Below are 16,506 nucleotides of genomic sequence, written 5' to 3' on the forward strand. Positions count from 1 at the left end.
TCTTTGAATCTGTTCTGGTTTATCCCTACCCACGGCGACAGCCGCTACCTCGGCACGTCGCAGGGCGCGCGCCCGGTCGACGCCGATTACCTGCGCCAGGTGGCGGTGGCGGCCGATACGCTGGGCTACGACGGCGTGCTGCTGCCGACCGGCCGCTCGTGCGAAGACGCGTGGGTGGTGGCGTCGTCGCTGATCAGCGTCACGCAAAAACTGAAATTCCTGGTGGCGATCCGTCCCGGCCTGTCGACGCCGGGGCTGGCGGTGCGCATGGCGTCCACCTTCGACCGGCTGTCGAACGGCCGCTTGCTGATCAACGTCGTCACCGGCGGCGACCAGGGCGAGCTGGAAGCGGACGGCCTGTTCGCCGACCACGCCAGACGCTATGAAATTTCGGATGAATTCATCCGCGTCTGGCGCGCGTCGCTGGCCGGCGAGGGCGGCGACGCCGGTTTCGATTTCGACGGCAAGCATATCCAGGTCAAGGGTTCCAGAACCTTGTATCCACCGGTGCAGAAACCGTATCCGCCGCTGTATTTCGGCGGTTCGTCGGAACCGGCCCATGAATTGGCGGCCGGGCAGATGGATGTCTACCTGACCTGGGGCGAACCGCCGGCCGCCGTCGCCGAAAAAATCGCCGACGTGCGGGCCCGCGCCGCCAGGCATGGCCGCACGGTGCGTTTCGGCATCCGCCTGCATGTGATCGTGCGCGAAACCAATGAGGCCGCATGGCGCGCCGCCGATGAATTGATCAGCCACCTGGACGACGACATCATCGCCAAGGCGCAAGCCGCGTTCGGCAAGATGGATTCGGTCGGCCAGCAACGCATGGCCGCGCTGCACGGCGGCCGGCGCGACCGGCTGGAAGTGTCGCCGAATTTGTGGGCCGGGGTCGGCCTGGTGCGCGGCGGGGCCGGTACGGCGCTGGTCGGCGACGCCGCAACGGTGGTGGCGCGCATCCAGGAATATGCGGCGCTCGGCATCGATACCTTCATCTTTTCCGGCTATCCGCACCTGGAAGAGTCGTATCGGTTCGCCGAGCTGGTCTTCCCGCTGCTGGGCAAGGGCAAGGCGGCGGGTCAACAATCGCTGAGCGGACCGTTCGGCGAAATCATGGCCAGCAATATCTTGCCGAAAAAGGCGGCGTGAGCATGGCCGCCGCACGCCAGCGATCCGCGGCCGGCCAGGCATGGCGCGATGCGCTGCTGCCGTGGGCCTTGCCGGTGGCCTTGATCGTCGCCTGGCAAGTCGCGGCGCAAGCCGGCTGGCTGTCGAGCCGCATCTTGCCGGAACCATGGGCGGTGCTGAAGGCGTTCTGGAACTTGACGGTGTCGGGCGAGCTGTGGGTACATTTGCGCAAGAGCCTGTGGCGCGCCAGCGTCGGATTTGGCATCGGCGGCGTACTGGGATTATTGCTGGGATTGTTGACCGGCAGCTTCAAGCGCGCCGAAGTCTTGCTCGACACCACCTTGCAAATGGTGCGCAACATCCCGGCGCTGGCGCTGATTCCATTGGTGATCCTGTGGTTCGGCATCGATGAAACGGCCAAGCTGTTCTTGCTGGCGGTCGGCGTGTTTTTCCCGGTGTACCTGAATACCTTCCACGGCATCCGCTCGGCCGACCAGGGCTTGATCGAGATGGCCAGGAGTTACGGCCTGTCCGGCTGGCCACTGTACCGCGACGTGATCTTGCCGGCCGCGCTGCCGTCCATCCTGGTCGGCGTGCGTTTTTCGCTGGGCCTGGTGTGGGTCTTGCTGATTGTCGCCGAAACCATTTCGGCCCAGGCCGGCATCGGCTACATGACGATGAACGCCCGCGAATTCCTGCAAACCGACGTGGTGCTGGTCGGCATATTGCTGTACGCCCTGCTGGGAAAACTGGCAGACCTGTTTTCGCGCCGGCTCGAAAAACACTGCCTGCGCTGGAATCCCGCTTACCGTTGAGGCCACCATGATCCTTGCGCCTACCCAATTCGAATCCGATGTCCTGTCGTTCCTGACGCAGGCCGATGCCGTGGAACATACGCCGCTGCGGCGGACCACCGATCAGGCGGCGGCACGCCAGGGCGTGCCGCTGGCGCTGGCCGGCCTGTCGAAATCCTACGATCGCCGCCAGGTGTTGAAAAACGTCGACCTGCAATTGAAGGCCGGCGAATTTGTCGCCATTGTCGGCCGCAGCGGCTGCGGCAAGAGCACCTTGCTGCGCACCATCGCGCAACTGGAAACACCGGACGGCGGCAGCATTCAATACGGCAGCCATGCCGGCAATGGGGCGGGCAAGCCGAACTTGCGCATCATGTTCCAGGAAGCGCGTTTGCTGCCGTGGAAAACCGTGCTGGAAAACGTCGCGCTCGGCTTGCCGCGTTCGGTCGGCGCCGCCGCCGCATCGCTGTGGACGGTCGGTTTGGCCGACCGCGCCGACGAGTGGCCTTCGGCGCTGTCCGGCGGCCAGCGGCAACGGGTGGCGCTGGCGCGCGCGCTGGTGCACGAGCCGCAATTGCTGCTGCTCGATGAACCGCTGGGCGCGCTCGACGCGCTGACCCGCATCGAGATGCAGCGCCTGATCGAATCGCTGTGGCTGGCGCGCGGTTTTACCGCCGTGCTGGTGACGCACGACGTGGCCGAGGCGGTGGCGCTGGCCGACCGGGTGCTGCTGATCGAAGATGGCAACATCACGCTGGACGTGGCCATCGACTTGCCGCGTCCGCGCGCCCGCGGCAGCGCCGCTTTCGCCGCGCTGGAGCAGCGCATCCTGTCGTACGTGCTGAGCCCGGCGTAAGTTCGATACGAACGCGGCTTGGGTCGGTTGAGCAAGCCTGCGGGACGGTGCAATGCCGTCCTGTGCTGCATGGTTGATGCAACTGTTGTTTTCTGTTGATCCAAATCCTGCCGATATTTCCCCGCAGCGCTATAATCCAATAGTTAATTTTAATATAAGTTAATTTATTAATTGACATCGAAATTGGCGTGCTGATGACGTGTGCGGGTGTTCGTGTGAAACTTTTATAGGTAGGTCCATCATGTTGAAAAGAACCTTAGGCGCCGGCTTGCTGGCACTCGTTTCGGCGACGGCAATGGCTGTGCCGCAAGAATGGAAATTTGATTATGTCGGCTTTTTTGACCAGGAGCTGAATCTCTGGGATCCGTTGAAGACCATCAGCGGCAGCATGGTCGGGGAAGATTTGAACCATGATGGCAGCATCCAACTCGGCGAATTGCGCGCCCTGACGATAGGCAGCACCGATTTTGTCGGCTGCGCCAGCTTCGTCACGGTCTACTACCAATGCGGCATCACCAGTTTTTCATTCAATATGGGACGCGACTTGTCGTTTTCGTCGTATGTGAATGGCCGCGATCCGGAGGGGTACGTGTTTAACGGCTATGCGATCGACAGCGGCGTGAAGGAGTATCGCTACCATATCACGCCGGCGGCCAGCGAAGAACATACCGCCTTGTGGCGCCCTGAAACGCTGTTCAGCATTTCAGCGGTGCCGGAACCGGGCGCCTATGCAAGCATGGCGCTCGGACTCGGCGTGCTGGCATTATTCGCCAGGCGCCGGCGCTGCTCCTGACGTTCCCGGGCACTGCGGAGACAGGCTTACTTCCTGGCTTTTTCCATCGCCAGCTGGTAATCGGTCTTTTCGTAGCCGGCGAAGTATTTATTGGTGATGTCGAGGAATTCACGCGAACGGTAAGCCGCTTCCAGGTCCTTGACCCATGGCTTGCCTTTGTCGGCGGTGCGGATCGCCACCAGGTTGACGTAGCTGTCCGAGATTTTTTCGACCGCCAGCGCGCTGGTCAGTTTCATGCCGGCCGCCAGTGCGAAGTTGCCGTTGACAAAGGCAAAGTCGGTGTCGTCCAGCGAGCGCGGCAATTGCGCCGCTTCCAGCGGGACCAGTTTCAGTTTCCGGGTGTTGTCGGCGACGTCGCGTTCCGATGCGCGCAGCGGATCGGTGTTCGGTTTCAGCTTGATCCAGCCCAGCTTGGCCAGCACCACCAGCGCGCGGGCCTGGTTGGTCGGGTCGTTCGGCATCGTCACGCTGGCGCCATCCTTGATATCGGCCAGCGATTTGTGTTTCTTGCTGTACAGCGCGATCGGCGTGGTCGGGATCGTGATCAGCGAGCTGATGGCCAGCTTGTTGTCGGTGGCGAACTTGGTCAGGTAGACGATGTGCTGGAACACGTTGGCATCCAGCGAACCTTCGGCCAGCGCGTAGTTCGGCTGCACATAATCGTTGAATTCGACGATCTTGATTTTATAACCCTGCTTTTCCAGGATCGGCTTGATGCCGATTTTTAATTGGTCGGCGTACGGGCCGGCGCTGGTGCCGATCACCAGTTCTTTCGGGTCTTTTGCATAAGCGCTGTTGGCGGCCAAGGCCAGGCTGACGGCGGCGAGCAAGACGCTGCGGCGGAAATTGTTCATGTTTTATCCTATTGTGTGGGGGGAAATTAGCGTTTATCGAGGCGCTTGGCGATGCGCGTGCCGGCGAACTGGATGGTTTGCACCAGCACGATCAGGATCGCCACGGTGACCACCATGATATCGGTTTCGAAGCGGTAATAACCATAGCGGATCGCCAGGTCGCCGATGCCGCCGCCGCCGACCACGCCAGCCACCGCCGAGTACGACAGGAAGCTGATCGACAGCACGGTCAGCGCCAGCACCAGGCCGGAGCGCGCTTCGACCAGCAGCACGCGCAAGATGATTTGCATTTCCGACGCGCCCATCGCATGCGCCGCCTCGATGACGCCGCGCGGCACTTCGCGCAGGTTCTGTTCCACCAGCCGGGCAAAATACGGGATCGCGGCGAACGACAGCGGCACCGCCGCGGCCAGCGGGCCGATCGAGGTGCCGGCGATGATGCGGGTAAACGGCACCAGCGCGACCAGCAAGATAATGAACGGGAAGGAGCGCACGGTATTGACCAGCCAGCCGAGCACCATCGCCAGCGGGCGGTTTTGCAGCGACTGGCCTTCCGACACCAGGAACAGCAGGATGCCGAGCGGGCCGCCGACCAGCACCGCCGCCGTCAGGCCGATGCCGAGCATGGTCATGGTCTGGCCCAGCGCGACCCAGATTTCCGGCAGCAAGCCGATGACGTTGTTCAGGGTATCGTCAAACATGTGTGGCATCCTTCCATGCGCTGGCCTCGAACGCTTCGGTGCCGTAATACGCCAGCTCGCGTCCCAATGCCGTGTGGCGCGGGGTGCTGGTATCGCTCAATGCAAACTGTTCGGCGATGGCGCCGTTTTCGACCACCGCGACGCGGTTGCAGATCGCGCCCAGCACCGACAATTCATGGCTGACGATGACGATGGTCACGCCGAGGCGCTGGTTGATGTCGCGCAGCGTATCGAGCAGCGCGCGGGTGGTTTCCGCATCCAGCGCCGAGGTCGGTTCGTCGCACAGCAGCACGTCGGGACCGCTGGCCAGTGCGCGGGCGATCGCCACGCGCTGTTTCTGGCCGCCCGACAATTGCGCCGGATAGCTGTGCAGCTTGTCGGACAGGCCGACCAGCGCCAGGCATTCCTCGACCCGCGCGGTGATTTGCGGGCCTTGGACGGCGCCATGGATTTTCAGCGGGAAGGCGACGTTGTCGAATACGCTGGCGTTTTGCAGCAGGTTGAATTGCTGGAAGATCATGCCGATATTCTGGCGCGCGTCGCGCAGCGCGCTCTTGCCGAGGCTGGTCAGCTCGCGGCCGGCCACCGTGATGGTGCCGCTGTCCGGGCGTTCCAGTAAATTGATCAGGCGCAGCAAGGTCGATTTGCCGGCGCCGCTCTTGCCGATCAAACCGAAAATGTCGCCGGAATACACGTCCAGCGTCACCGATTTGACGGCGTGAAATTGGGCGCCCTTCGGCAGCGCGAACGTCTTGTTCGCGCCATCGATGCGTATCACCGGCGTGCGGTGGGTTGTGGTCATGCGGTGTTCCTTTTACGAATAAATGCGCGTCTCAGTCCAGCCGCTGTCGCTGGGCCTGGCAAGTCGCCCGCATCAAGGCGGGCGCTTCGATGACGCCGGTTGCCTAGTATACCTTGGCTTGCCTTATTACTCATACGATAGAATACTGCTTTGGTTATGCAATTTATGTCTATTGCGTGATTTTTGGCGCCAACAGGTTCAAGTTGCGTGGCACTTGACGGGAACCGACGATGTTACAGAGCGGACGCCGGCTTGGCGCGTCTAACAAAACGTTCAGGCAAGCGCATTGCCGTAGGCAGTACGGAGAATGGTCGACAAGGCAATCTAACGCCGCCATGATGTGTTGTCAGGCGCTCTTAGCTTTCAGCCGTGCCGGTGTCTGCTGCGAGCGGTATCTCAGGCCGCCGCAACAGATAAATCACCAGCACGATTTCCAGCACACCGACCAGCACGATGACCCACCAAGGCGGCCGTCCCAGGCACATCGCGACAAAACCGAGCGCGATGCCGGAACAGGCAAAGCGCTTGGCGCGGCGCGACATGGCGCGATGTTCGCGCCAGTGGCGCAGGGTAGGGCCGTAACGCGGATGGTCGAGCAGCTTTTGTTCCAGTCGCGGCGATGCGCGGCTGAAACAAGCCAGCGCCAGGATCAGGAAGATGGTGGTCGGCATCACCGGCAACAGCGCGCCGATCACGCCCAGCATCACCATCAGGCAACCCAGCACCAGATAACCCCAGCGCAGCAGGCGTGGCGACGTCAGATGGCGTTGCGGCGCACCGCTGGATGACTGGACTTGATCGTCAGGCATCAGTATGCGCGCTCGACTGTAAATAACGTTGCAACACTATTGCAGCCTCGTCTGGAAAAGGTGGCGATGATACCAAACCGATCAAATAATAACAAGAATCATTCTCATTTGATTGCGCGTAGCGTTGCACAATATTATATTTTCTTAGCTGTAAGGCAAGGAAAATGTGATTATAATCAAATGCTATTGCTTTATTATCGATTTTATCGATAGTAAAGAGGTAAATTTTTTGTTTTACAGATGGAATGTTGTCACGCATAATCATTCCAGCTTATCAACCATGCCGGGCTTGTCATCGCCTGGCGCGCTGCACGGTTGAGATCCTATTACTTATACTGGAGTCTTATCAAATGAAACAATTGTTAGCCTTGATCGCCGCCGCCGGTATCTCGATGTCCGCCATGGCGGCACCGGAAGTGTATGTCATCGAAGGCAGCCACACTTTCCCGCGTTTTGAATACAGCCACTTCGGTTTCTCGACCCAGCAAAGCCGCTTCAACAACACCACCGGCAAAATCACGCTGGACCGCGCCGCCAAGACCGGTTCGGTGGAAGTGCTGATCGACGCGAAATCGGTCGATACCGGTTTCCCGACCTTCAACACCCACATCCAGGGCGAAGATTTCTTCGATACCGCCAAGTATCCAGTCATCACCTACAAATCGACCAAGTTCAATTTCGACGGCGACAAGCTGGCATCGGTCGACGGTAACCTGACCGTGAAAGGCGTGACCAAGCCGGTCACGCTGACCGTGACCTCGTTCCAGTGCATTCCCCATCCGCTGCTGAAAAAAGATGCTTGCGGCGCCAATGCCACCGCCAAGATCAAGCGTTCCGAATTCAACGCCGGTAAATATGCACCGTACGTAGGCGATGACGTGACCCTGACCTTCGCGATCGAATCGATCAAGGAGTAAGGTTCCACGCATTCTGTCCGGTGCGGCTGCGCCGGACAGATGAATCGCGGCAAGGGCGGCGAACCCGGGTTCGCCGCCCTTGCCGTTTGTTGCGTCCCAGGTGGCGCCGCTTACAGTTTCTGGCTGCCCCGGTACCAGTCGTTACCGACCCGTCTCAGATCCGCCTGCTGTACCGACCCGCGCGCGCCCGAACCCGAGCGACTGGCGTCGATATAGCTGATCTGGTCGATCCGCACCGTCAAGTCGTTATTGTAGACAGTGCTGTGCAGCTTCACGGTGCCGCGCTCCCAATCGACGCTGACCAGCTTGCCCTGTTCGATGGTCGCGTTGATCGCGTTGCCATAATGGCCGTGCAGCATCAGGTAAGTGCCGGGTGCGATGTCGCGCAGCTCTTGCTTGATGCGCTCGGCCTGCGACAGCGGCGCGGCGCTTTCCCGTTCGTCTTCTTCGGTGGCGCCGGCCTCAAGGGCTTCGGCCACAAATTGCTCGTATTTTTCCGGGTCTTCCATGCTCAGGTCATCGATCACTTGCCGGGCGATGTCGAGCTGGTCCGCGTATTGCGCATAGGGCGGAATATGCAGCTCCTTGCGCCATCTCTCGTTTTTCGCCGCATAATCCGCAAAGGTATTTTGTTCAGCCATGATGTATTCTCCAGTTCGTCCGTTGGTCTGCTTGTCAGCAAAATTCCCCGTATGAAAAATCAACGGGAGCCTTACTTCCTGCAATCACTCTGGTGAAACCCCCGCTCCATTCGTGCATCCCGGCAGCGCTGCTATTGGCGCTGTCTTATTGGACCATGCGCTGCCCGGCAGGCGCGCTGGCGGCGCTTTAATGTTGAGTTTGTTAACATTGCCTTAAAAATAATGCTACGCTTTATTGAATGGCGCCGCAAGCGGGGTACGCAAGCGGGGTACGCAAGCAGGAGGCGCAAGCGCGACCGCGCCTCGGAGTAGATTTCGACCATGCAAGATCGTGTACACTCGGCGCTTGCTTAACCATCCATCCCAACACGTCATGCACGATCCGCTACTCGATTTCCACTACAAGGGTTTCCCGCCGGCCGCCGGCGCGCTGCACCGTTCCGCCATCGGTCTGCAGGGCTGGAATGTGTTGCGCGGCGATTTGCCGCTGCCGCTGGCGGTCTTGAAACGCTCGGCGCTGGAACACAATATCGCGTGGATGCAGGATTTCTGCCGCCAGCGCGGCGTCGATATCGCGCCGCACGGCAAGACCAGCATGTCGCCGCAACTGTTCCAACGTCAACTGGACGCCGGCGCCTGGGGCATCAGCTTCGCCAGCGTCACCCAATTGCTGACCGGCGTGGCCTATGGCGTAAGGCGCTGCATCGTCGCCAACCAGGTGTATATGGCGCAGGATTTGCGCAGCATCGCGGCGCTGGCCGCCAGCCAGCCGGAGGTGCGCGTGTATTTCCTGATCGATTCGGCGGCGCAATTGCGGCTGATCGACGACTGGTTTGCCACGCAGGGGGCGGCGGCGCCGTTTAATGTGCTGATCGAGATCGGCGTGACCGGCGGGCGCACCGGTTGCCGCACGCGCGAGGATGCCTTGGCGCTGGCGCGACAGGCGGCGGCCAGCCGGGCAGTGCGGCTGTGCGGCATCGAGTGTTATGAAGGCCCGTCGTTCGGGACCGACGCCGAAGCGGAGGCGGCCAAGGTGGCGGCGCTGCTGGAGCGGGTGCGCGACATCGCCTGCGATTGCGAGCGCGAAGGCTGGTTCGCCGAAGCGGAGGTGATCATTTCGGGCGGCGGTTCGGCGCTGTTCGACCTGGTCGCGGCCGGCTTGCGGCCGCGCTTGCAGCGGCCGGTCAGGGCGCTGCTGCGCTCCGGCTGTTATGTGGTGTCCGACCACGCTTTTTATCACGACATGAGCGCCGCGATTCGCCATCGCACCGGCTGTCCGGAAGCGTTGCATGCGGCGCTGGAAGTGTGGGCCAGCGTGCAATCGCTGCCGGAACCCGGCCTGGCGATCCTGGCGGTCGGCAAGCGCGATATCTCGTTCGACTTGCACATGCCGCTGCCGCTGTCGTATCTGCCCGGCGGCGCGCTGCGTCCGCGGGCGCTGCCCGACGGCTACTGCATCAGCGCGCTGAACGACCAGCATGCGTATCTGCGCTGGGAAGGCGACGACCGGGCCGGCCTGCAAGTGGGCGGCCTGGTGGCGCTCGGCATCGCCCATCCGTGCACCACGTTCGACAAGTGGCGCTGGATGCCGGTGGTCGACGACGATTACTCGGTGGTCGATGCCGTGACGATATCTTTTTAAGCGTCAGCTATTCTTGGCCTCGGCCGCCGACGGCAACCATCCCGGCAGCTTGTCTTGGTACAGCAGATTGCCCAGCGCCGCCAGTTGTTCTTGCGGCGTATCGGTCAGCAGCACATACGCCAGGCCGCCGCGGCGCCAGCTGACCATGTTCATATTCCGGACCTTCAATGTGTATGGCGCCACGTCCGGGCCTTTTTCGGGAATCACGCACAAGGCGACCGGGTCGCCCTGGCTGGGCAGGTACACCATCTGCACCAGCGGCCGGTAATTGAAACCGAGCCGCTGCACGCGCTTGAATTGCAGGCCGTAGGCGCTCATGTCCGGGATGGCGAGCCGGATATGGTCTTTTTCGTACAGATTGCTGATCACCGCGTGGCTGGCGGCCGGGTCGGCATGCACCATCTGCACCGTATCGCGCACATACAGGCTCTGGTAATTCGCGACCTGGGTCATCCAGCCGATTTTTTCCGGACTGTTCCAATAAGCGCTGCTCGCGGCGTGCAAGCCGACGCCCAGCATCAGCGCCGCGGCCAGTGCGCCCAGCAGCGGCCAGCGGCTGCGGGCATGCGCCGGGCGGGGCGCCGGCGCGGGTTCTTCCGCCGGCGGCGCGGCGGCGCTGATGCGCGCCATGTCCATGATGCGCTCGCGCAGGTGTTGCGGCATCTGCGGCAGCGCCTGCGCGGCGAACGCGGCCTGGTACGGCAGGCGCGACGCCTGCATCGCGGCGACCCGGTTGGCCAGCGCCGCATCGTGGCGCAGCAGCGTGTCGACCGCATCGCGCTCGCCGGGCGACAGCGAGTCGTTGGCGTAGGCCAGCAGTAAATTATCATCGACGATCATCGTATTGTTCCCTTCGCGGCCGCTTGCGTGCCATCCATCAGCGTGAAGTGTTCGCCGATGCTCTGGCGCGCCCGCGCCAGCCGGCTCATCACGGTGCCGACCGGGATTTGCAGGACTTCGGCGGTTTCCTGGTAGGTCAGGCCCTCGACCGCGACCAGCAGCATCACGGTGCGTTGCGCTTCGGGCAGCCGTTCCACTTCCTGGATCACCTGGCGGAAAAAAATCAGGCTTTGCGGATCCGGCGACTTGCTGTCGACCAGTTGTTCCGACCAATCCTCGGAAAAATCGAGCTGGCCGTGCTGGCGCAGCCGGCGCGCCCGTATTTCATTGAGCCATACCGAATGGGCGATGCAATACAGCCAGCTGATCAGCGAAGTGCCGCTGTGCCATTGCGCGCGCCGTTCCAGCGCGCGCACGCAGGTGCGCTGCACCAGGTCTTCGGCGTCGGCGATGTTGCGGCTCAGGCGCAGCGAGAAGCGCCACAGGCGCGGCAGCATCTCGGGGAGTTCGGCGGATAGGTCGTGCAAAGGAGGGGACATGGTAGCTCTGGTAGGGAGTCGCTGGCTGTATGGTTCCGGAAAATATCGCAGGCATTGATTAAAACACCCGTGTGCAAAAAATATTCCGGATTGCGTCAAAAATATTTATTTCTATGAGGGAATAAAAGTTGCACCAAACTGTTTTACATGGGGATACGGCGCATGGGACTGACGAGTCTGCATGCCCCGGTCACCCTATAAACAGAGGAGCAACTTATAATGCAAAGATATCTGATTCAAAGAAATTTCGTGCGCTATGTTAGCGCCGTTTCCTGCCTGGCGGCGATGATGTTGGCCCAAGCCGCCCATGCGGAGTGGAAAGTCGACAACAAACAATCGATTTTTCACTTCGTCACCACCAAGGCTGGCGCGGCCGGCACCAGCACCATCACCGAAGCGCACCGGTTCACCGAAGTCGGCGGCACCGTCGGCGACGATGGCAAGATCGATATCAATGTGAATACCGCCAGCGTCGACACGCTGATACCGCTGCGCGATACCCGCTTGCGCGACATCCTGTTTAAAAGTGTCAGTTTTCCAAATGCCAACTTTACGGCCCAGGTCGCGATGGAGGTGGTGCAAAAGTTGAAAGTCGGCGAACTGGCCAATATCGACGTGCCGGGTACCGTCAAGCTGCTCGATAAAAGCCAGCAGATTACCGCCAGGCTGCGCCTGGTTCGCCTCGGCGGCGGCCAATTGCTGGTCGAAACGCGCGAACCGCTGATCATCAACGCCAATGACTTTGCGTTGCAAGGCGGCGTAGAAACGCTGCGCGGCCTGATGGGCTTGAATGTCTTGTCGCCATCGGCGCCGGTCGATTTTGCGATCGTGCTGGTGCAGAAATAAGGCCGTTGATGTTACTGGCGGCCGGGCGCTTGCCCGGCCGCGCAGGCGCGGCGGCGATATAAAAACAAAGAAAAACACATGAATTTTAAACACCTGCGTATCGGCCAGCAATTGGCCTTGAGCTTCGGCCTGGTGGTGGCCTTGATGGTGCTGGTCGCCTTCCTGGCTTTTTTCCGTATCAGTTCGCTCAATACGGAAATCGACATGACCAACCGCGACCTGTATCCGAAGACCGTGCACGCGCACCTGATCAAGGACAAGGTCAATGAAGCCGTGATCAGCATGCGCAGCGCCTTGCTGTTGAGCGACCCGGCCAAGATCAAGGCGGAACTGGATAGCATCGAAACCGGCGCCAAGGTGATCGTGGCGCAGATCGGCAAGCTGGACAAGGCTGCCGTCAGTGCGCAAGACCGCCAGGCCATCAGCGACTTGACGCTGGTGCGCAAGAAATTTGTCGAGGCGCGCCTGAATTTCGCCAGGCTGGTGCTGGCCGACCAGAAACCGCTGGCGGCCGAATTATTATTCAGCGATGTCGGGCCGGCGCAGCAAGCCTATTTCGATGCGCTCGACGAATTGATCGATGTGCAAAACCGGCGCATGACCGATACGGGCGCGCAGTCCAGCGCCAATGCCGGCAAGACCCAGCAAATGGTGGCCGCCATCACCCTGTTCGCGCTGCTGGTCAGCGCGATGGTCGCGTGGTACACCACGGCGGTCATCACCCGGCCGTTGGCCAGCGCGGTGCTTATCGCGCGCACCGTGGCCGATGGCAACCTGGCCAACGACATCGTGGTCGACGCCGACAATGAAACCGGCCAGCTGATGGCCGCCTTGCGCGACATGAACCAGGGCCTGGTGCGCATCGTCACGCAAGTGCGCGGCGGCACCGACACCATCGCTGCGGCGTCGTCGCAAATCGCGTCGGGCAACCTGGATTTATCCAGCCGCACCGAACAGCAAGCGGACGCCTTGCAGGAAACCGCGTCGGCGATGGCGCAGCTGACCGCCGCCGTCAAGCAAAATACCGACAATGCGCGCAACGCCAATCAACTGGCCGAATCGGCGTCGGCCCTGGCGGTCAAGGGCGGCGCGGTGGTGCGCGACGTGGTCGGCACCATGAACGACATCGATGCGTCGTCGAAAAAAATCGTCGACATCATCGGCGTGATCGACAGCATCGCTTTCCAGACCAATATCCTGGCGCTCAATGCTGCCGTCGAAGCGGCCCGGGCCGGCGAGCAGGGCCGCGGTTTCGCGGTGGTGGCCAGCGAGGTGCGCAGCCTGGCGCAACGCTCGGCGTCGGCCGCCAGGGAAATCAAGGCGCTGATCGGCGACTCGGTCGACAAGGTCCGCCACGGCAGCATGCTGGTCGAGCGCGCCGGCATCACGATGACGGATGTGGTGAACAGCGTGCAGCGCGTCAGCGGCATGGTCGGCGACATTTCCGCCGCCAGCGAACAGCAGCGGGCCGGCATCGAAGAAGTCAACGGCGCGGTGGCGCAGATGGACCGGATGACGCAGCAAAATTCCGCGCTGGTGGAGGAAGCGTCGGCCGTGGCGTCGGCGCTGCGCGCACAAGTCGACGACCTGGTCAGGGTGGTCGGCGTGTTCAAACTGACAGGCAGCTCCGGCCACTTGCGCGTGCGCCTCGGCGCTCAGGGCCAGCAGGCCGGATAAGCGTCCAGCGGCGCCGGCGGCAACGCAAAATACGGCGGCGTGGCGGACATCCGCTCGGCCGGGGCGATGCTGCTGACGCTGCCGAATCGCGATGCGGTCTGGCTGCGCCACGGTCCGATTTCCTGCTCGTCCAGTTCGGCTTGTGCCAGGCCGCCGGCAAGCGGCGCCATCGATTGCAGCCATGCGCCGGTCTGCGCCAGCGATACGCTGACGCGCCAGCCGCCGCCTTGCAATGCGCGCCGTTTCAAGGCCGCCATGGCACCCAGCGCGGCGATATAGCCGCTGGCATGGTCGAGCGCCTGGCATGGCAGTTTGCCGGGCTGCGCCAGCCCTTGGGCCTGGCCTTCGGTCCAGGCGATGCCGCTGGCCGATTGCACCAGGCTGTCGAAGCCGCGCCGCTGCGCCCATGGGCCGGCCTGGCCGTAGGCCGACAGGCTGACTTCCACCAGGCCCGGTCGCAGCGCCTGCAGTTCGGCGCTGGAAAAACCACGCGCCGCCAGGGAACCGGGCCGGTAGGCGTGGATGAACACATCGGCGCCGCGTATCAGGTCGCGCAGCCGCTCGCGCCCGCTGTCCTGGCGCAGGTCGAGTTGCGCCGGACGCTTGCCGCGTCCGGTATCGATCACCAGCAGCGCAATATTCGGCAAATGCGCGGCGCTGATCGCCAGCACATCGGCGCCATGCTGGGCCAGCGTGCGGCCGGCCACCGGCGCGGCGATCACGCGCGACAAATCCAGCACGCGCACGCCGCCCAAGGGCCGGCCACGGTGATCGGCGGGCAGCGCTTGCGGCGCCGTCTCGGCGAGCCGCTCCAGCGCGAACAGCGGCAGCGCCGCGATGGCCGCCGCCTGCGGATGGACCTGCCATTCCCGCGGGCTGCGTATCAGCGCCGCGCACAAGCCTTCTTGCGCCAGACGGGCATCGAGCGCCTCGGCGGACCAGCCCCTGATCGCCGCCGCGACCGCGTCGCGCCGGTCGGCGCATCGCAAGACTTGCAGCACGCCATCGCGGTGATGCGGAAAATTGGTGTGCAACTGTATCCAGCGGCCATCGCCGGCCTGATAATAACCGGCGATCGCACTCCATGGATCGGGCGGCGGCTTGCCGTCGACTTGCAGATAGCGCTCGCTGCGGAACATGGCCAGCGCGTGGCGCTGGTCGACCCGCACATCTTGTGCGCGGCCGCCGCGCAAGCGCCACAGCTCGGCCGCCATCAGCGCTTGCGCACCGATGGTCGCGGCGGCCAGCGCACCCACCGGGAAAGTGGACGGCAATGACTGTTCGGTATTCGACAATGCCAGGCGCGGCAGCAGCGCGGGATCGCCGGCGGCCAGCGTCCACAGCGTATGCAGCATGGTATGTGCGCTCATAATGAACTCCTGGAGTGATGAATCAGTCTAGAATTCCAGCATGGGGGCGTCAATCTTGATTGCCGAAATCGATATAAAGAAATATATGAGCGACCAGACACTGAGCGCCGGCGAGGCGTGCCAATTGCTGGGCGTGACGCCGGCGACGCTGTATTCCTACGTCAGCCGTGGCTTGTTGCGTTCCCACTCCAGCGACGGCGCGCGCAGCAAGCGCTATGCGCGCGACGACGTGTTGCGGCTGGCCGCGCGCCGCCAGGATGGCCGCCGCGCCGGCCATGTGGCCGAGCAGGCGATAGACTGGGGCAGGCCGGTGCTGGAATCGCGCATCACGCTGATCGAACACGGCGTGATCCGCTATCGCGGCAGGGATGCGCTGCAACTGGCGCGCCATGCGACGCTGGAAGAAACGGCGGGCATCTTGTGGCAAACGGACGGCGCCGATGCCTTCGCCGGCGCCGCCGAAAGCGCCGCGCCAGCGCACTGGCCGATGCTGCGGCAGGCCTTGGGCCGGCGCTTGCCGCTGGAGCGGGCCATGGCGCTGCTGGCGGCGTGGCCGCCGTCGCCTGATTTGACGAACGCACAGTGGATGCGCATCCTGGCCGCCGCGCTGCTCGATGGCGCGATCGGCAGCCAGCCCTTGCATGTGCAGTGCCGCAGCGCGTGGGGATTGGCGCCGGGCGCCGACGCTGTGCTGCGCGCCGCGCTGGTCGCTTGCGCCGATCATGAATTGAATGTGTCGGCGTTTACCGTGCGCTGCGTGGCGTCGTCCGGAGCGGGCTTGCCGGCGGCGCTGGTCGCCGGACTGGCGGCGCTCGGCGGTCCGCGCCACAGCGGCGAAACCTTGCGCGTGCGCGACTTGATCGATACGGCCATGGCCAGCGGCGATATCGCCGGCTGTTTACGCGAGCGTATCGCGCAGGCCGACCAGGCGGGCTTCGCCTCGGTCTTGCCGGGTTTCGGCCACCCGCTGTATCCTGAACCGGCCGGCGATCCGCGCAGCCGGCTGCTGCTCGAATTATTGCAGGCGCATGCGCCGCGTCTGGCACGGCTGGATCCGCCATTGGCGATTGCGAGCGCCGGCAGTGCGCTGACGGGGCAGGCGCCAAACGTGGATTTTGGGCTGGCTGCCATCGAATACGCCTTCGACTTGCCGCGCGGCGCGGCGCAAACGCTGTTCGCGCTGGGCCGCAGCGCGGGCTGGATCGGCCACGCGATGGAGCAAACGGCGTCGGGCCGCCTGATACGGCCGCGTGCGCGTTATGTCGGATCGTTCGAGGCTGATTAGTTCGAGAGTGATTGG

At 62.8% G+C, this 16,506-nt stretch carries 18 protein-coding genes; 9 read left to right on the plus strand and 9 right to left on the minus strand.

All coding sequences use genetic code 11. The annotated features are described in order from the left end of the window. Positions 1 to 3: 3 nt before the first annotated feature. The 4 genes from ssuD to GJA_RS08495 all read left to right on the plus strand — a co-directional run bounded on the left by ssuD (position 4) and on the right by GJA_RS08495 (position 3,568). Complete coding sequence (ssuD, locus tag GJA_RS08480) at positions 4 to 1,146, plus strand: FMNH2-dependent alkanesulfonate monooxygenase (protein ID WP_197539832.1); 1,143 nt, start codon at positions 4 to 6, stop codon at positions 1,144 to 1,146. A 2-nt stretch (positions 1,147 to 1,148) separates the two neighbouring features. Continuing rightward, positions 1,149 to 1,940, plus strand: a complete 792-nt coding sequence (gene ssuC / locus GJA_RS08485; RefSeq protein WP_038490954.1) for an aliphatic sulfonate ABC transporter permease SsuC — start codon at positions 1,149 to 1,151, stop codon at positions 1,938 to 1,940. Positions 1,941 to 1,947: 7 nt separating this feature from the next. Beyond that, positions 1,948 to 2,775, plus strand: coding sequence for an ATP-binding cassette domain-containing protein (locus GJA_RS08490; protein WP_051780500.1), 828 nt, complete (start codon positions 1,948 to 1,950; stop codon positions 2,773 to 2,775). Positions 2,776 to 3,070: 295 nt separating this feature from the next. Further along, positions 3,071 to 3,568 (plus strand): PEP-CTERM sorting domain-containing protein, encoded by a 498-nt coding sequence (locus tag GJA_RS08495; protein ID WP_038490956.1) that lies wholly within the window; start codon positions 3,071 to 3,073, stop codon positions 3,566 to 3,568. A 26-nt stretch (positions 3,569 to 3,594) separates the two neighbouring features. On the opposite strand, the gene GJA_RS08500 is transcribed toward GJA_RS08495, so the two are convergent. The 5 genes from GJA_RS08500 to GJA_RS27190 all read right to left on the minus strand — a co-directional run bounded on the left by GJA_RS08500 (position 3,595) and on the right by GJA_RS27190 (position 6,993). Continuing rightward, positions 3,595 to 4,422: a MetQ/NlpA family ABC transporter substrate-binding protein gene (locus tag GJA_RS08500; RefSeq protein ID WP_038490957.1), complete on the minus strand. Its 828-nt coding sequence runs from the start codon at positions 4,420 to 4,422 to the stop codon at positions 3,595 to 3,597. Positions 4,423 to 4,448: 26 nt separating this feature from the next. Further along, positions 4,449 to 5,123 (minus strand): methionine ABC transporter permease, encoded by a 675-nt coding sequence (locus GJA_RS08505; protein WP_038490959.1) that lies wholly within the window; start codon positions 5,121 to 5,123, stop codon positions 4,449 to 4,451. Continuing rightward, positions 5,116 to 5,925, minus strand: a complete 810-nt coding sequence (locus GJA_RS08510) for a methionine ABC transporter ATP-binding protein (protein WP_038490960.1) — start codon at positions 5,923 to 5,925, stop codon at positions 5,116 to 5,118. The genes GJA_RS08505 and GJA_RS08510 overlap by 8 nt, the downstream gene beginning before the upstream one ends. 356 nt (positions 5,926 to 6,281) lie before the next feature. Continuing rightward, positions 6,282 to 6,734 (minus strand): YbaN family protein, encoded by a 453-nt coding sequence (locus GJA_RS08515; RefSeq protein ID WP_197539787.1) that lies wholly within the window; start codon positions 6,732 to 6,734, stop codon positions 6,282 to 6,284. Continuing rightward, a complete protein-coding gene (locus GJA_RS27190; protein ID WP_144241464.1) occupies positions 6,727 to 6,993 on the minus strand; it encodes a hypothetical protein in 267 nt (88 codons plus the stop codon). Before GJA_RS27190 ends, GJA_RS08515 begins: the two co-directional genes overlap by 8 nt. A 91-nt stretch (positions 6,994 to 7,084) precedes the next feature. On the opposite strand from GJA_RS27190, the gene GJA_RS08520 reads away from it, so the two are divergent. Continuing rightward, the gene (locus tag GJA_RS08520) at positions 7,085 to 7,651 is read left to right on the plus strand and encodes a YceI family protein (RefSeq protein WP_038490961.1); all 567 of its coding nucleotides are present in this window, start codon (positions 7,085 to 7,087) and stop codon (positions 7,649 to 7,651) included. 110 nt (positions 7,652 to 7,761) lie between these two features. Here the strand turns inward: GJA_RS08520 and GJA_RS26075 are convergent, their stop codons facing one another. Then, positions 7,762 to 8,292 (minus strand): hypothetical protein, encoded by a 531-nt coding sequence (locus GJA_RS26075; protein ID WP_051780502.1) that lies wholly within the window; start codon positions 8,290 to 8,292, stop codon positions 7,762 to 7,764. Positions 8,293 to 8,665: 373 nt separating this feature from the next. On the opposite strand from GJA_RS26075, the gene GJA_RS08530 reads away from it, so the two are divergent. Continuing rightward, complete coding sequence (locus GJA_RS08530; RefSeq protein WP_051780504.1) at positions 8,666 to 9,934, plus strand: alanine racemase; 1,269 nt, start codon at positions 8,666 to 8,668, stop codon at positions 9,932 to 9,934. 3 nt (positions 9,935 to 9,937) lie between these two features. Here the strand turns inward: GJA_RS08530 and GJA_RS08535 are convergent, their stop codons facing one another. Further along, the gene (locus tag GJA_RS08535; protein ID WP_051780506.1) at positions 9,938 to 10,774 is read right to left on the minus strand and encodes an anti-sigma factor family protein; all 837 of its coding nucleotides are present in this window, start codon (positions 10,772 to 10,774) and stop codon (positions 9,938 to 9,940) included. Beyond that, the gene (locus GJA_RS08540; RefSeq protein WP_038490965.1) at positions 10,771 to 11,313 is read right to left on the minus strand and encodes an RNA polymerase sigma factor; all 543 of its coding nucleotides are present in this window, start codon (positions 11,311 to 11,313) and stop codon (positions 10,771 to 10,773) included. Before GJA_RS08540 ends, GJA_RS08535 begins: the two co-directional genes overlap by 4 nt. A 249-nt stretch (positions 11,314 to 11,562) precedes the next feature. On the opposite strand from GJA_RS08540, the gene GJA_RS08545 reads away from it, so the two are divergent. Continuing rightward, positions 11,563 to 12,159, plus strand: coding sequence for a YceI family protein (locus tag GJA_RS08545; RefSeq protein ID WP_167541093.1), 597 nt, complete (start codon positions 11,563 to 11,565; stop codon positions 12,157 to 12,159). 78 nt (positions 12,160 to 12,237) lie between these two features. Continuing rightward, positions 12,238 to 13,836: a methyl-accepting chemotaxis protein gene (locus tag GJA_RS28495; RefSeq protein ID WP_051780512.1), complete on the plus strand. Its 1,599-nt coding sequence runs from the start codon at positions 12,238 to 12,240 to the stop codon at positions 13,834 to 13,836. Here GJA_RS28495 and GJA_RS08555 read toward each other — a convergent pair. Continuing rightward, positions 13,815 to 15,206 (minus strand): CoA transferase, encoded by a 1,392-nt coding sequence (locus tag GJA_RS08555; protein ID WP_038490968.1) that lies wholly within the window; start codon positions 15,204 to 15,206, stop codon positions 13,815 to 13,817. The two genes, GJA_RS28495 and GJA_RS08555, sit on opposite strands and share 22 nt — an antisense overlap. An 85-nt stretch (positions 15,207 to 15,291) precedes the next feature. Between GJA_RS08555 and GJA_RS08560 the strand changes: the two genes are divergently transcribed. After that, positions 15,292 to 16,491, plus strand: coding sequence for a citrate synthase family protein (locus GJA_RS08560; protein WP_038499178.1), 1,200 nt, complete (start codon positions 15,292 to 15,294; stop codon positions 16,489 to 16,491). Positions 16,492 to 16,506 lie beyond the last annotated feature (15 nt).

Origin of the sequence: Janthinobacterium agaricidamnosum NBRC 102515 = DSM 9628 (assembly GCF_000723165.1) — a bacterium.
In the GTDB taxonomy this organism is placed as follows: Bacteria; Pseudomonadota; Gammaproteobacteria; order Burkholderiales; family Burkholderiaceae_D; genus Janthinobacterium; species Janthinobacterium agaricidamnosum.

Bases quoted from the DNA above. Each gene is read 5' to 3' on its own strand.
- ssuC (WP_038490954.1), top strand. From the start codon at position 1,149: ATGGCCGCCGCACGCCAGCGATCCGCGGCCGGCCAGGCATGGCGCGAT.
- GJA_RS08490 (WP_051780500.1), top strand. From the start codon at position 1,948: ATGATCCTTGCGCCTACCCAATTCGAATCCGATGTCCTGTCGTTCCTG.
- GJA_RS08495 (WP_038490956.1), top strand. From the start codon at position 3,071: ATGGCTGTGCCGCAAGAATGGAAATTTGATTATGTCGGCTTTTTTGAC.
- GJA_RS08500 (WP_038490957.1), bottom strand. From the start codon at position 4,422: ATGAACAATTTCCGCCGCAGCGTCTTGCTCGCCGCCGTCAGCCTGGCC.
- GJA_RS08505 (WP_038490959.1), bottom strand. From the start codon at position 5,123: ATGTTTGACGATACCCTGAACAACGTCATCGGCTTGCTGCCGGAAATC.
- GJA_RS08510 (WP_038490960.1), bottom strand. From the start codon at position 5,925: ATGACCACAACCCACCGCACGCCGGTGATACGCATCGATGGCGCGAAC.
- GJA_RS08515 (WP_197539787.1), bottom strand. From the start codon at position 6,734: ATGCCTGACGATCAAGTCCAGTCATCCAGCGGTGCGCCGCAACGCCAT.
- GJA_RS27190 (WP_144241464.1), bottom strand. From the start codon at position 6,993: ATGCGTGACAACATTCCATCTGTAAAACAAAAAATTTACCTCTTTACT.
- GJA_RS08520 (WP_038490961.1), top strand. From the start codon at position 7,085: ATGAAACAATTGTTAGCCTTGATCGCCGCCGCCGGTATCTCGATGTCC.
- GJA_RS26075 (WP_051780502.1), bottom strand. From the start codon at position 8,292: ATGGCTGAACAAAATACCTTTGCGGATTATGCGGCGAAAAACGAGAGA.
- GJA_RS08530 (WP_051780504.1), top strand. From the start codon at position 8,666: ATGCACGATCCGCTACTCGATTTCCACTACAAGGGTTTCCCGCCGGCC.
- GJA_RS08535 (WP_051780506.1), bottom strand. From the start codon at position 10,774: ATGATCGTCGATGATAATTTACTGCTGGCCTACGCCAACGACTCGCTG.
- GJA_RS08540 (WP_038490965.1), bottom strand. From the start codon at position 11,313: ATGTCCCCTCCTTTGCACGACCTATCCGCCGAACTCCCCGAGATGCTG.
- GJA_RS28495 (WP_051780512.1), top strand. From the start codon at position 12,238: ATGAATTTTAAACACCTGCGTATCGGCCAGCAATTGGCCTTGAGCTTC.
- GJA_RS08555 (WP_038490968.1), bottom strand. From the start codon at position 15,206: ATGAGCGCACATACCATGCTGCATACGCTGTGGACGCTGGCCGCCGGC.
- GJA_RS08560 (WP_038499178.1), top strand. From the start codon at position 15,292: ATGAGCGACCAGACACTGAGCGCCGGCGAGGCGTGCCAATTGCTGGGC.